Source organism: Bacillus sp. EB106-02-03-XG38 (genome assembly GCF_058792175.1).
On sequence record NZ_JBYTED010000005.1, the window covers coordinates 183,652 to 198,846 of the forward strand.

Here is a 15,195-nt window from a genome sequence, read left to right on the forward strand (position 1 = left end):
CAGAAAATCTCTTTTCAGTCTACAACTATTTTTAACAGTCTAATATTTTTTTCTATAGTCTAAAACATTTATTTAATAAGATATTTTTTTAAAAAAATGAGCTTTTTAGTTGCAAATCAGCACAAAATTTCGTTCTGGGGGTACTATGAATTTTTAGCTTGATAGCGATGTGTTGCTCCCCCATATCCATCAAGCTAAGATTTTTAACACTTAAGGAATTTGTAAGTATCAAGTAAGAAAAACGAGAGCTTTGTTTCTTATAATTAAAATATAAAGTGAAGGAAGAAAGGTTGTTTCTGGGGTTAATATGCATGTGGAAAGAGGAGAAATCTACGGTTTTTTAGAGTAATAATATCAGTATGTCAAAGTTTTGGAGATTACTTGCAAATATTTTGAAGTTTTTGCACCAGAACCCTAATTACCATACCTGTTTTTTACCATCACATATTGGAGGTTAAAACATGAATAAAAAAAAGAAAATACAAAAATCAGTACTTACCTTTACCCTACTCTTTTCTTTAGGTGTTTCATCTTTCCCGCTTACAACAGTTATTCAAGCAGATACACGTGAGGAGAAATCTGCAGAAAAGAAACAAATCTCTTTAACGGGACGTACATCATTATTTTTTGAATATCTCCAGCAAGGTAAGTATGCAGAGGCACTTCAGTTGACGTCTGCTGCTTTTCAATCCAAGTTTACAGCAAACACATTACAAAACTGGTGGACACAAAGTGGGATAAAAATCATGGGAACACCTGTAATAAAAGAACGAAACTTGGTCCATCAGACGGTGGGAATTCCAGGAGCTATTGAAGGAACTACCATACCGCTACTCATTAAATTCACACCTGGCGGGAAAGTAGATGAAGTTGGGGAAAGGTCTCCCCAGGAATCTTACATTCCGCATCCTAGATATGACCAACCTGCTTCCTATCAAGAACGTGAAATCGTCATTGGAAATTCTACTTATCCGTTACCAGCCACATTAACAGTTCCGAAACATAAGCCTGGTGAAAAGGTACCCGTCGTTGTTCTTGTTCATGGTGCTGGCATCCATGATCGCGATGCTACCTATTTGGGAACAAAAATCTTACGAGACCTTGCGGTGGGGCTTTCATCCAACGGAATTGCAGTGTTGCGCTATGAAAAACGTACCTTAGAACATGCATTAAAGATGAGTGCAGAACCTGTTACATTAGACCGTGATACTACAGAGGATGCCATATATGCAGCAAAGTCAGCAGCGCAGCAGGAAGGCATTGATCCAAATAATATTTTCATTCTCGGACATAGCCAAGGAGCTGGCACAATGCCGCGTATACTGAGCAAAGCGCCTTCCTCACTTGTTCGAGGAAGTATCTTACTCGCACCACCTGCACGCCCTTTGACTGACACTGCCATTGATGTGAGTCAATACCTTGGGGCGCCAAAGGAAGTAATCGATGAACTAAAAAGACAGTTCGCTTTTATCCTGGATCCCACTTTCAATCCTGACCATCCGCCAGCTGGCTACAATTTTCCGTTTCCGCCTCCTCATTTTATGTATGATGTTACTAGGTGGCGTCCAGTTGAGGAGGCAAAATCACGAAAAGAGCCTTTACTGATTCTGCAAGGGGCACGCGATTATCAAGTAACAGTAAAAAATGACTATACAAAATGGCAGGAAGGACTTTCAAACAGCGGGAATGTTCAGTTCAAAGAATATCCGAAATTGAATCATTTCTTCACGGAGGGTGACGGGGAATTGAGTCTTCCAAGTGAGTACGAAATCCCTGCAAATGTTCCCGAGTACGTCATCCAGGACATTATTACATGGGTCAATGAGACAAAAAAATAAGAAAACATCAAAAGCCTTCATGCAATCATCATTGCGTGAAGGCTTTTTTGAAACTGGTGATTTCATCCAAGTGATTCAGACATATCTATTATTTTCATTATTTTACTGCTTTTTGATGATTCATATATAGATTTTATAGCTTTTAAAAACTCTGTAAGTGTTTTGTAATATTTACGAGAGACTTTTTTAACAGTTATGAGAGAGAAAAGAAAGGTTTGTTATATATGATGAAATTAATCTTATTAGTAGGTGTTCTAATTGACCTAGAAACCAAGGAGGAAAAATAACAATGAAACAATTGAAGCCAGCAATTAGTGTATTAGGTAGTGTATCGATGGCACTGACTTTAGCATCTCCTGCTTTAGCAGATGAAAAACAACAGAATCCAGGACGTACAGTTGAAATATTCAAAGAGAATGCAAATGTAAAAAAAGAAGATAAGAATTTCACGCTCGGATCTGATGGGGAAATAGGTTCACTCATTACACAAAACATTGAAATGGCCAATAACGATTGGGATAAAGATGGTATTTCTAACGACTTAGAGATTAATGGATATAAAATTGAATTCAATTCACAAACTGGAAAAAATGAAGCGAAAGCATGGGATCCTGAGAAGGATAAAGGGAAACCAAAATTTATATCGAATCCTATAAATGCAAATACGGATGGTGATCCTTTTACTGATATGTATGAGGTTGAGAATTATAACAAAGATTCTGATACTAATTTCAATCCGATAGTTGCCAACATGCCGAATTTGCAAATTGGTGTCAAACGAATTGAAGTAATCCCTATTGCAACCATTACGGATAATAATGGCGGATCCGTTAGCAGAGGATGGGAAAAAAGCGTATCTACACAACATTCATTTAATGTAGGTCTAAGTGGTTCAGGTGGTGTAGAAGGTTCTGCAGCCGGTCCTGTTCCTTCCGGAAGTGTTTCAGCAAATGTGGGATACGGATATTCAAAAACAACTACGGAAACGGAGAGTTATACAAATAATTTTGATTGGTCTACTGCAACAACTGTGGATACAGCGAACGCAGCAAAATTACGGGTACATTTGGAATATAAGAATGTAGGAACAGCATCTGCTGAAAATGTTTCGCCTCATTTTAATATTCGTTTAGGAAACAAAATTATTAATACTGTAAAGGCAACACAAGATCGTTATAAAGCAAATTATTTAAGTACAGAAAAAGGTGGACGGAATAAAACAGAAGTTGTAATTGATAGTTTAGAAGGACAAGCAGATGCGAATATTGTCTTATCTTTGGATGAATTGAAAGCCGTTGAACAAGGGGAACTTCTTTCGATTGAAGTTTTACCTACAAGTACAATGGATTTATCTATTGAAAAAGGTGAAGAAATTATGCATTTGGGGGATTCAGGGAGATATGAGTCTAGAGTAAATGCGGCTACTGAACAATTAGAAACAGATATAGGAAATATACCAAAGTTTAGGGTATATACTCCTAAAGACAAATCCCTAGCTGATAAGCCAGTTTTATCCTATAACGAAGTTTTTCAACATGTAAATATAGATACGAAAAAAGTAAATCATATTGTAAACAAGGCAAAAAGTACTAATAATGTATCAGTGGTTTCAGCTAATAATGAAACTGATACATTGAACGATTTAAAAGTTGGACAGGGAGATCGCGGTTATTTACATAAAGATTCTGTACACGGTGCTTTTGCAAAACTACAGCAACCAACATTAGTAGAAGCCAGTTATGATTCTGTGACGCAAAAGATTAGGGCATCAATCTTACCGGGTTTATTTGGAGTGAGTAAAGAGATTCCTACTACTTATAGCAAGAAATGGAATGCTCCGTCACAAACAGTAAAACTAGTTAAACGTGAGAATGGATTTACATATGAATCTAGAGAAAATATACACCCTATTAAATCTGAAATTGCTGCGCACAGAAAAGTTACATTTGAAATCAATGACGCACACAATCTAACGCCTGCACAAAAGATTGATACTGAAGTTAAAGCTAATAAAGAATTTGAAGATTATGTAGTAGATACTTCAGGTGAATTTGTTACAGAAGGAGTTCCTTATACCGTAGCTTCATATGGAAATACAGCTTATTGGGGAAGTCATCATGCCGGGAATAAATGGGAGTATCTTTGGGCTGAAAAATCTAGCGATGAAAAAGTGAATGTAATTATTGAAAGAGTAGGTCAACCTAAACCTGGAAAGCCAATTAAAAAGGATGAAGAGGTATTAATTAAATTTCAAAATCCTATTTATTCAGATTATGCATATTTAAAACTTCAAGATAGTTATATCCATTTAGATCAAAAACAGAACGCAAGTACTTTTAAATTTAATCATGCATATCCAAAGAATTTCACTGGACACCATAAGCAATGGAACATACTATCGAATGGTAACAAGTTAAAAGTAGGATATTTAATCGATTATATGAAATATGGTAATGGAGAGAATGGAACTGATACTATAGCATGGAATCTATCAAGAGTTCAGTAATAGGTAATAATTCTGTTGCTAAGTTTGGAAAGAGAAACGGAAATGAATTGAATCTGAAAAGTTAGATACAATAATTTAGGCTACTAATAAGGAATGAGTTCGATGTTGAATCGGACTCATTTCTTTTAATTTATATGATTTAGTAACTACTATTTTAAATGCTTATCTAGTCATATAAGTAATCAAATGTTAAGATTACTATCTATATTACATAATTTATTTTCCGAATTTTCATTTGTTTCGAGGCTGAAATGTGGAATTCTGATTTATTTATATGATTAGTTTCAATATCTTTACCTATAAAGATATTTTTATTGAATAATAGAAAAAATAAATTTTGTGTTATTGGTGAAAAAGAAGTGAGGATAGTATATGAAGAAAAGAATTTTAATCGTAGAAGATGAAGAAAATATTCGAGAAGTATGCAAACGGTATTTAGAAAGAGAAGAATATGAAGTTTATACCGCTGTAAATGGTAAAGAAGGTTGGGATTTATTTCTTACACATCAACCAGATTTAATTATATTAGATTTGATGATGCCAAAAAAAGATGGATGGGAATTATGCGAGGAAATTCGTCAACAGTCAAATGTCCCTATTATTATGTTAACTGCTAAGGGAGAGGAAAGGGATCGAATTTTAGGCTTAACAATGGGGGCAGATGATTATTTAACCAAGCCCTTTTCCCCTCGTGAATTAGTATTAAGGGTTCAAATTATACTAAGAAGAGGAAGCTATGTACCAATACAAGCGAAAGAATCCCTATTGGAAGTGATAGAGTTTCCAGATTTAAAAATATATCCAAAGACAAGATATGTACTTGTTTGTGATAAAGAAGTGGAGTTAACGGTGAAAGAGTTTGAGGTACTTTATCTCATGGCAAAGCATCCAAAACAAGTATTTTCTCGCTCGCAGCTTCTTGAATTAATTTGGGATTTTGGACATGAAGGGGCCTCAAATACAGTTACCGTATTAGTGAGTCGTTTACGTGAAAAGCTCGAGAAGCATACGATAAAGAATCGTTGGATTCATACGGTTTGGGGTATAGGATATCGCTTTGAGCCAAATGGAGGAAATGAAACATGAGATTACGTATTCAATTGTTACTCATGAATCTATTAAGTACTAGTATTATGGTAATTGCTATATGGTATAGTGAGACCAAAATGTTACTAGAACCGGAACAAACGCGGTTATTAACAGTAATTGCATTTGTGGCATTCATTATTTCAACGTTTATTTATTGGTTAATGACACGTCCTATCATGAGATCTATACAAAATTTAATAAAATTGACGAAACAATTTAGTGATAGACACTTTGAAACGATGTATATAATTGGGCAAGAACCACGTGAGTTTAAAGAATTAGCAACAGCCTTTCAACAGATGGCAAAAAAACTAGAAGAAGGGTTTACTAAGTTAGAGCAACAGGAAAACTCTCGTAAGGAGCTAATTACCAATATCTCACATGACTTACGAACACCTATGGCTAGCATGCAAATGATGATAGAAGCATTACAAGATAACCTGATTGAAGATCCTGAAATGAAAAAGCAATACTTAGCGACGATTTTAAAAGAAATAGAAAGATTAAGTGGATTAATTAACGACTTATTTGATCTTTCGAAATTAGAATTTGAGCAAGTAGATTTTCACCCAAGTTTCACACATTTAGATAAAGTTCTATTAGATGTATTAGAGTCGCATTCTGTCTTATTGGAAGATAAACAAATCAATGTGCAATTGGTTGTTCCAGATACATTACCTAGACTTTTAATTATGCCTTGTAAAATAGAAAGGGTCATAGGAAATTTATTACATAATGCAATACGATATTCTCCTATCTTTGGAACAATTGAATTGACTGTAGTGGAAAATAAACTAACTCAACAGGTCCAATTCACTTTGCGGGATGAAGGAATAGGAATTTCTCCAAATGATCAATTACGTGTATTTGAACGTTTTTTTAGAACAGATCGATCAAGAAGTTCACAATCTGGAGGTTCCGGACTTGGATTAGCTATTGCAAAATCATTAATTGAAATGCACAAAGGGGAAATTGGTGTAAGGAATCGCGCAGATGGTAAGCAGGGAAGTGAATTTTGGTTCACTCTTCCCATTACAACAGTAAAAAAATAAGACGGCTGAAAGACTTTTGTAACATTTACGTTAGAAAAATGAAAGACCTTCTTGTTAACATACTACTACACAGTATGTTACAGGAGGTTTTTTACTTTATGAAAAGAAAATATGTATGGTTTATAGGTGGTTTGATAATTGTATTGGGGATTTTATGGTCATTGTTCCGGCCAGAGAAATTATTTATTGATAAGCACGTAAATGAATCATTGCCACAAGCAGAGATACAATCAACTGAAGTAAAGCAGCAAAGTGATCGAGTAATAAGGGAAGGTCAGTTTCAAAACGGTGTCCATGAAACAACCGGAACGGCAAAAATTTACCAATTAGCGGATGGAAAACGTGTTTTACGACTTTCTAATTTTGCAACATCTAATGGGCCAGATGTACGAGTTGTATTAGTTCCTACAAATCGTTTGAAAAATAATGAAGACGTGAAAAACTATCAGTATATTGAATTAGGAAAATTGAAGGGTAATAAAGGAGACCAAAACTACGAAATTCCTGAAGGGATAGATGTAAGTGAATATGGTTCGGTTTCAGTTTGGTGTAAAAGATTTAATGAAAACTTTGGTGCGGTTTATTTTAATAATTAAATATGAACTTAAAATTTCCTCTTACAGGTGAAATTTATATGAGATATGGTAATAGCTGCAGCGGACTTAGTTGCTAAGAAAGGCACTCATAAGAGTGTCTTTTTCATATTTCTCAATTTTGGTATATTTTAAAGTTATTGGACGTTTACGGAGAGATTTTATTCGTGCATAAAAAATTTTAAGAGTATGTCAGGAAATCTTTGATTTATAAAAAAATATATTTTAAATGTATTATATACAGAAGCCACTTGAGGGGAGGAGTGTTAAATTACAAAACGTATCATAATGTAAGGGGAAGATTTTAGTGAAAGTTTAATGATATGATGGTCACTACACTTTAATTAGGAAGGAAAGAACATGAAATTTCTGTCTCGTTTCTTCTTGATGAGGAAGTAATTGATGCATTTGAAACATGATGGAGGGACAGAAAGAATGCTAATTAGTATTTTATATAAATGACACTCTAGCCATTCTAATTTCACAGAATTACAGTGATGAATACGAAAAAATGATTTCCATGTTTTAAAGTTGAACTACTCACCACTTAACGTCCTTACGGACTGTTTGAAGTAGGAGATTCCTGCGAACACCGGTGTATCCACCGGTTATCTTAGCAGGCTCTACCCGTAGTCCCTACGGTGAAAATATAAGTATCTTGTACGTTGACTCACCACACTACCTACTTTAGCTTGGTTTTCGCAACTTCGGCAAGTATGGGGCGAAAGAACGTTGAAGATTTTACGGTTGCAACGTTTTTCTGCAACCAACCTCATATCTTCAGTTTTCAAAGAGCAATCTGTACAAGTAAATGATAGCAAACATGTTGGCTTATGCCAACCGACATTCATCTCCCACCTAAAATTGGTGTTTCACACCTTCACATTTTTGAGGAAGGAGTCTTCTGTCGGAAAACGATAAATTGTTTTAGGAGTCTCAACAACATCATCATCAACTTAAGGAAATAAGTTACCCCCAAACATAATTAAATTCCAGGTCTATAAAAACAACAAATTTCCAATTAGAGGATACTTTAAAATCTTAGCTTGATAGCAAAACATATCCTTATATATAAGGGTTTTACCTAAAATAGTTCGCCAGTCATTACAGTCATAAACTCCTTAAAAAACTGTTCATAATTCATTTGTATTGCAATCCTATGTTTTGGACGATTACCGAATGTTTCTGGTTCAAAGGTAGATCTAAAATCTCCTATACTTTGTCCTCTTACAGTATCAAGTACATTAACTGTGACTGCTGATTGATGGTAGGTAAAAATGTCATCACGATTAATCGCAATTAAAGTAAGCGCATCATGAACCGGGCTACCTTGTATTCCAGGAACCTTTTTTTGATAAAATTGATAATAGTAATAGTCTAAAAGGGGCTTTAAAAATTTAGTTTTTCCTTTAGAGTGGATATAATTAACCATTTCTGGTGTTACAATAGCCGATTGCGTGACATTCAACGGATAAATTGATAGATTCTTTGCGTATCTCATTACAATATTAGCCGATCCAGGATCGCCATAAAAGTTAGCTTCAGCAATGGGAGTAACATTTCCTGGATATAGAAAAGCTCCGCCCATAATATAATAAGAATGTACATATTCCATCACATCTCCATAAAGGAGAAATAAAGTTGCAAGTGAAGTTAGCCTTCCGGTATTCACGATAATAAGTTCATTTTTATACTGCTTAATAAGTGTAAGCACCTCAAAAAAATTCTCAAATGTCTGAATCTCTAATCCTGTGTAAATGGGCCCTATCCCAAATTTGCCGTGAACTTCTGGGTAAAAAGTTTCAGCTTCTGAAGACATGGAATGCTCCGCCCCACCAAAAACTTTTATATATTCTTTTCCTACACTTTTAAGTAAAAAGCGAACATTTCGAACAACTTCGGCTTTAGGTACGTTCCCATAGTCTGCAACAATTCCTATAACATCAATTTTGTCTGTCAAATGCGCGTATATGATAGCTACCGTATCGTCAATTCCGAAATCCCCAAAAAACAGTACTTTTTTCCCCATACAATGTTGCTCCTTAATTTTACTAATTTTTAAAACGGATCATAATTATGTATCGTAGGATCAGATTGTTCTCATGTTTTTTTTGTAATACGGTATATGAATGAATTCATCTAGTTAATATACACTTTCGTTAATAATGAGCAAATTCCTTTTGTATGAAATGAAATAGTATGGAATTACTAATCTTAACAAGTTTTTTCTGATACCCTATACTCATTATGTGTTCCTCAAAATGATTAAAATACGTTATCTTTTTCTATAATTTTACAGAAAGAATAGCGTATTTTTTCATTATTGATACAATATAATTACCTATTAAAATTAGGAGAAAATAGAATACACATTTAGGCGGAAAAAGACCGGATTTATCTATAAATGAAAGTTGGATTGGAAGATCCCCTATTCATTACCAAATGAAACTTACCGAATCGACCGCTATCAAGACAAAATGTATGCAACCATGATACTTAATTTAGCTCAAATACCTTTTGTTCCAGAAGCAGTAAAAAGTATGAAAGTTATGGCAGTATTTCTTTCTCCAAACTTTGCTAAAGACTTGTCCAGCTTATCAGGAAATTTTCGTATTAGAGAATATGGTTCTTTAGAGGAACTAGTACCAAATGAGATGTCACTTACGTTTCCAAATTTAAAATCTTTTCCCTTAATACCTAGATTACTTTTTGGGAATATAGAAAAGCAAACAAAACAACACTTCAAAAAGTTCATTTTTCATTTTGGGGTAATTCTAAATTCTTTAGTTGATGGATATAGATTATTAACTTAAAACAACATAATTTCAATTATCTAGAGACAACGGTCTTTCATTAATATAATAAATGGAAGGTTATTCAATTCCCTATTTTTGGATATGTAAAATTACATAAAAAAACATGTTTAAATAAGACGCGCTTTTATATATAACTAGAGGTAGAGAAGAAAAACTATTGTTTAGGATTAATTTAAAATTTTTAATTTAATCGATGTTTGTTGGTATTCCATTAAGAGAGAAATTAAGCAATTAGCCTTTGCTACTCGCTCTTTTATTAGAGCTATTTAACTTTCTTGAATAAGATGAATATCCGCATAAGAATCTTTATATTTAGAAAGGGATAAAAAATGAAAAAAATCGTATCAACACTATTTATAGCTGGAGTGACTTTAACTATTTTAGGAGTATGTCCTCAAAGTAGTTATGCTCATCTCGATCAAATTGATTTAAATGAGAATGATCCTATTACTGCAAGATGGTCTGCAGAAGCTCCGTATCATTCTGATAAAAGTACACATTTATGGATTGCAAAACAAGCTATTGAAATTATGAAAACAGAATCTAATATTGAAGCAAATAAGCAGGCTGTGGACTTTTTAAATTATCCACAATATAATGATTTATTTTCTAAAGGATTATATGATGCAGATTATAATGCAGAGTTTAACGATGGTGGTACAGGAATAGGTGGCGTTTTTAAAGGCGGATGGAAATCTCACTTTTATGATCCTGATACTAAAGAAAATTATAGAGGAGAAACAAATCCAACGGCTCTTACACAAGGTAAGAAATACTTTTATGAATCTGGAGAATATTTACGAAATAAGGACTATGAAAAAGCTTTCTATTACTTAGGAGTAGCTACCCACTACTTTACAGATGCTACTCAACCTATGCATGCAGCAAATTTTACTGCAATTGATACGAGAGCTATAAAATATCATAGCTACTTTGAAAATTATGTTACAACCATTCAAAAGCAATTTGCAGTCAATACTGGAGGGAACTATAATAATTCTCTATCCACACCTGAAGAATGGATTGATTATGCGGCTCGAGTAGCTAAACCTGAAATCCAAAATATTACTAATGATAAAACATTTAAGTATTATAATAGTGGTAAGGCACAATTGTGGCAAGAAATGGTTACCCCAGCTGTGCAGCGAAGCTTAGGAGAAGCTCAGCGCAATACAGCAGGTTTCTTAAATCTGTGGTTTAAAACTTTTACTGAAAATGTGAAAGCTCCAAGTATAGAGACTGCATTAATCTATGATATAGAAGGAAGCGTCATAGAAGCAGGGAAAAATTATTATATCGTACCAAGTGAATCTCCTTATCAAGGTTTAACATTTGAATGGTATTTAGCAAATCGTTACGATTATGTCACACTTGCAAATAAAGAAAACAATGGTTTATCTGGTACACCTATGGAATTTGAATTCTACAAAGAAAATGATGCAAAGCTACACCACGGGGAGAGTATATACCTTCGCATGAAGCACTCAAATTACGACCAATTCCAATATTTAAATTGGTCTAATTATTCTAGTTGGATTCACCTTGCTCAAAAATCTGATAGTTTAGCTGATTTTAAAATTAAAATTAACCCGGATAATCCTACAGAATATAATATTTTTACAGATGACTATCCATTAAATTATGAGAATATAAATGCAAAGAAAAATTGGATTGTACTAGGTGAAAAAAAACAAAAACCTAGCTCGTGGAAGTTTATCCCTGTTAGATAACCTAAAAAGAAAAACACTCGTTCTTAATCAGAATGAGTGTTTTTTATCATTTTAACCAAGAAGGCTCTTTCCTCAAGGTATGCGAAGAAGAAAAAAGAAAAGTTCAATCAATATACTATAGATTATAATAAGGAGAAATTAAGTTTCTATAAAGGCGCGAAGATAGAAATAAAAGAGCAAAAGCCAGAGAAATAATTATGAATTTAAGTATCTTGAAATTCTTCTATCTACGGACAAATCAAAGTTCTACATCGAGCTTCTTATATAGAAAATCTGTAAAAAGGATAAATTGGGATTGTGAAATATTACAAGGAGATATTCAAGTACTAGTTAATTAAATGATATATTGTAAAAGTCGAAAAAGCATTTTATAATGTTCTTTCGACTTTTTGGCTTGGTAACAAAGAACATAATTACAAATTAAGGAATTGCTATATAAAAGTTTCGTTGTATAGATGTACTTTTCCTTATATTCATAGAGTTTTCATTTGTTTTCTGTTGATGATCACTTATGAGAAAAAGTAACCAAACATATCAGCAAAGTTTAAGGGAGGATTATATATGCTCACACCATTAAAGAAAAATAATCGTTATATGGTCGGATTAGATAGTTTAAGAGGGCTGGCTATACTGGGCGTCGTGTTATATCATGTCAACTATAAGTGGATACCTGGAGGATTCCTGGGCGTTACAGTTTTCTTTGTACTCTCGGGTTATTTAATTACCGATCTACTTGCTACTGAGTGGGAGAAATATAAAAGAATTGATTTAAAAAATTTCTGGATACGTAGGGCAAGAAGATTACTTCCAGGAATGTTTGTTATGTTCATTATTGTGTTTGCATGGGTGACGTTATTTCATAACTCCTTACTAGGAAAAATGCGGGGAGATTCGTTAGCAGCAGTACTATATATTAGTAACTGGTGGTACATTTATCATAAGTTATCATATTTTGATAACTTTGGCCAATCTACTCCTTTAAATCATTTTTGGTCGTTGGCTGTTGAAGAGCAATTTTATGTAGTCTGGCCATTCATACTTAGTTTAGGATTCTACTACATAAAAAAACGATCACGTATGCCACTATTTATTTTTTTAGGAGCAATTGCTTCAGCAATTGCAATGGCTGTACTGTATGAGCCAGGAAGTGATCCAAGTAGAGTTTATTATGGTACCGATACAAGAGCGTTTTCTCTATTAATAGGGGCAGTACTCGCTCTACTTTGGCCAAGTAATAGACTTTCTAATAAAATTATTCCGTCAGCCCGTCTAGTGTTAGATATAGTTGGGGGAATCGCTTTAATTATTATTTTAATTATGTTTTGGGAGACAAATCAATATGACTCATTCCTATATTGTGGAGGAATGTTATTTTTATCAGTTGTTACTGCTTTATTAGTAGCCAACCTTGCTCATCCAACTAGCAGAATTAGTGTGCTTTTAAGGTTTAAACCATTACGTTGGATTGGTATTCGGTCCTATGGAATATACCTTTGGCATTATCCGATTATCACATTGACAAGCTCGCAAGCTAGTACAGAAGAACCTCATCTTACTAAAGCTATTTTTCAAGTTTTTTTGATTCTACTTATGGCACATCTTTCGTGGAAGTTTATTGAAAATCCAATTCGGCAAGGTGCATTGAAGAATCTTCGTTTAAAGGACTTGAAAATAAGAGACTTATCATTCGTTAATAGAGTTGCTTTAGCATGTACAATATTCCTCTCCATAACAGTTATCTTTGGTTTCTCAACAGCCGGCAAAGTAAAAGACAATTCTAAACAAGTTAGGACAGAGGCGGTACAAGTGAAAAAAAATGAGGAACCAGCTCATCCAGTTACTAAGGAAGAGAAACCGGTTGATAAAACATTAGAGGACGAAAATAAAGATTCCTCTAAACAAATTAAACAACCTAAAACTGTTACAGCCATTGGTGATTCAATTATGATCGATGTCTCTCCGTATTTAAAAGATGCTTTTCCTAATATTACTATTGATGCGAAAATTGGAAGACAGATGTCTCAAGCATTGGAGATAGTAGAGGGAATGAAAAAGGAAGGCACTTTAGGAAGTCATGTTATTATTGGATTAGGTACAAATGGAGCATTTACTACCCAGCAACTAGAATCGTTAATTCAGTTAATAGGTGATGAATGTGAAATTGTATTAGTTAATACTAGAATACCTCGTCCGTGGGAGGCCGTAGTTAATGAGAAATTAAAAGAAGTCTCTTCCAAATTTCCAAATACTGTGCTAGTTGATTGGTATGCAGCAAGTGCTGGAAATCAATCATATTTCGAACCAGATGGAATTCATTTAAATCCAACAGGAGCAAAAGAATACGCTTCACTTGTTGTTCAGCATATTGATAAGTAATTTGATTCTCGTCTAGATAATTTACCATTCATTTTATTTTTAAAGTAGAGGTAGTCAAAACGTCTTTTTGTTATATCTATCAGTAGGATTTAGCTATAAGACAAGTTATTTAACTCGATAATTAAGTAAACTCAAGGGATGTTATAATAAAGAACATAAGAATGTTATTAGTTTAGAATAGAATTTAATCAGAAAAATTTATATTCCTTGATTTTACGTCAAACAAAAAGACTTCATTTTGAAAAAGATTACTCAAAATGGAGTCTTTTTTTGCTAATCAGTATATACATCAGAACAATTTTGTTATATCCGTATTCTTTTAAGTCTATATTTTCTGTTTCTATATAATAATCATAAAACTTTATTTGTAACCATTTGTTACTTCTAAATAAAATAGTGATAAATTAGACATTAAATTAACTGCTAAATAAATTCTTTACGTTAATATGTGAAAAGTTTCTTAACGTACTATTTAATAGGGAAAATACCTGTCACTCCCTGGGAAATGTCGAAACTGCAAAATTCTTTCGATATTTCTGGGATGATGACAATGGATTATTTTTTATAATTCTATTTTCTGGTCACCACGTTTTTCTAGATTTTTAGCAGTTTTACTTTGGACAACATCTTTTTGGTCTTTAAAGGTTCCCATGAGAAAATCATAGGCTGGATTTGTAACACCATACCAGTAATTTTCATTTTTGAAGTGATGCCATAAATGAACTTTTTTCATCCATCGCCCCCATGGTGATATTGGTTGAAGGGGGCGATGCGCGATATAATGCTTCCACTCATAAAATAATAAAAAGAGCATAATACCTGCAATAAATGCGTTTGTCATGACAAAGCTGGATGAAAGAAAATAAAAAATGGCTCCTGAAATTGCAATGTTTGGCACACTATACCATAAGGGTAAAAATAATAAATGTAATTCATTCGGATTTGTATGATGGTCATAATGTAGGCGCTTAAGCATTTTTAATAAAAATGCATTCTTTGGTGGCTTTAGATGAAAAATAAACCTGTGAGTAGCGTACTCAGCTAAGGAATACATAATCATTCCCAAAATAAAAGCACCCCAAATTTCGATAGAGGTTAAATGTAAAATCATAAATCCAAAGCTAGTGAGGAAAAGACAGCTCATAATCAAAATATCAGGATAGGAAAAATATTCTTTAAAATATTTTAGTTTCAT

9 protein-coding genes and 2 pseudogenes are annotated in these 15,195 nt (G+C 33.5%); 8 read left to right on the forward strand and 3 right to left on the reverse strand.

Features of this window, described 5'->3' with window-relative positions:
• Positions 1 to 461 precede the first annotated feature (461 nt).
• The 5 genes from AC3WTI_RS21590 (at position 462) to AC3WTI_RS21610 (ending at position 7,081) form a co-directional block, all read left to right on the forward strand.
• Positions 462 to 1,838 carry an alpha/beta hydrolase family protein gene (locus AC3WTI_RS21590; protein ID WP_097842117.1) on the forward strand — a complete coding sequence of 459 codons (1,377 nt, stop codon included), beginning with the start codon at positions 462 to 464 and terminating at the stop codon, positions 1,836 to 1,838.
• A gap of 289 nt (positions 1,839 to 2,127) precedes the next feature.
• Complete coding sequence (locus tag AC3WTI_RS21595) at positions 2,128 to 4,344, forward strand: binary toxin-like calcium binding domain-containing protein (protein WP_097842118.1); 2,217 nt, start codon at positions 2,128 to 2,130, stop codon at positions 4,342 to 4,344.
• Positions 4,345 to 4,716: 372 nt separating this feature from the next.
• The gene (locus AC3WTI_RS21600) at positions 4,717 to 5,430 is read left to right on the forward strand and encodes a response regulator transcription factor (RefSeq protein ID WP_086391258.1); all 714 of its coding nucleotides are present in this window, start codon (positions 4,717 to 4,719) and stop codon (positions 5,428 to 5,430) included.
• Complete coding sequence (locus AC3WTI_RS21605) at positions 5,427 to 6,485, forward strand: sensor histidine kinase (RefSeq protein WP_142305944.1); 1,059 nt, start codon at positions 5,427 to 5,429, stop codon at positions 6,483 to 6,485. The genes AC3WTI_RS21600 and AC3WTI_RS21605 overlap by 4 nt, the downstream gene beginning before the upstream one ends.
• Before the next feature lie 98 nt (positions 6,486 to 6,583).
• Positions 6,584 to 7,081 carry a DM13 domain-containing protein gene (locus AC3WTI_RS21610; RefSeq protein ID WP_097842119.1) on the forward strand — a complete coding sequence of 166 codons (498 nt, stop codon included), beginning with the start codon at positions 6,584 to 6,586 and terminating at the stop codon, positions 7,079 to 7,081.
• A 368-nt stretch (positions 7,082 to 7,449) separates the two neighbouring features.
• Here the strand turns inward: AC3WTI_RS21610 and AC3WTI_RS21615 are convergent.
• Positions 7,450 to 7,608: pseudogene (locus AC3WTI_RS21615) on the reverse strand (IS4 family transposase); the annotation flags it as partial.
• 554 nt (positions 7,609 to 8,162) lie between these two features.
• The gene (locus AC3WTI_RS21620; RefSeq protein ID WP_097841950.1) at positions 8,163 to 9,107 is read right to left on the reverse strand and encodes a nucleoside hydrolase; all 945 of its coding nucleotides are present in this window, start codon (positions 9,105 to 9,107) and stop codon (positions 8,163 to 8,165) included.
• 371 nt (positions 9,108 to 9,478) lie between these two features.
• Here AC3WTI_RS21620 and AC3WTI_RS21625 point away from each other — a divergent pair.
• The 3 genes and pseudogenes from AC3WTI_RS21625 to AC3WTI_RS21635 all read left to right on the forward strand — a co-directional run.
• Positions 9,479 to 9,786 (forward strand): annotated as a pseudogene (locus tag AC3WTI_RS21625) (DUF1963 domain-containing protein); the annotation flags it as partial.
• 437 nt (positions 9,787 to 10,223) lie between these two features.
• Entirely contained in the window at positions 10,224 to 11,624 is a 1,401-nt protein-coding gene (locus AC3WTI_RS21630) for a zinc dependent phospholipase C family protein (RefSeq protein ID WP_097841949.1), read from the forward strand.
• Positions 11,625 to 12,185: 561 nt separating this feature from the next.
• Complete coding sequence (locus AC3WTI_RS21635; RefSeq protein ID WP_097841948.1) at positions 12,186 to 14,000, forward strand: acyltransferase family protein; 1,815 nt, start codon at positions 12,186 to 12,188, stop codon at positions 13,998 to 14,000.
• A gap of 562 nt (positions 14,001 to 14,562) precedes the next feature.
• Here the strand turns inward: AC3WTI_RS21635 and AC3WTI_RS21640 are convergent.
• Positions 14,563 to 15,195, reverse strand: coding sequence for a sterol desaturase family protein (locus AC3WTI_RS21640; protein WP_048528524.1), 633 nt, complete (start codon positions 15,193 to 15,195; stop codon positions 14,563 to 14,565).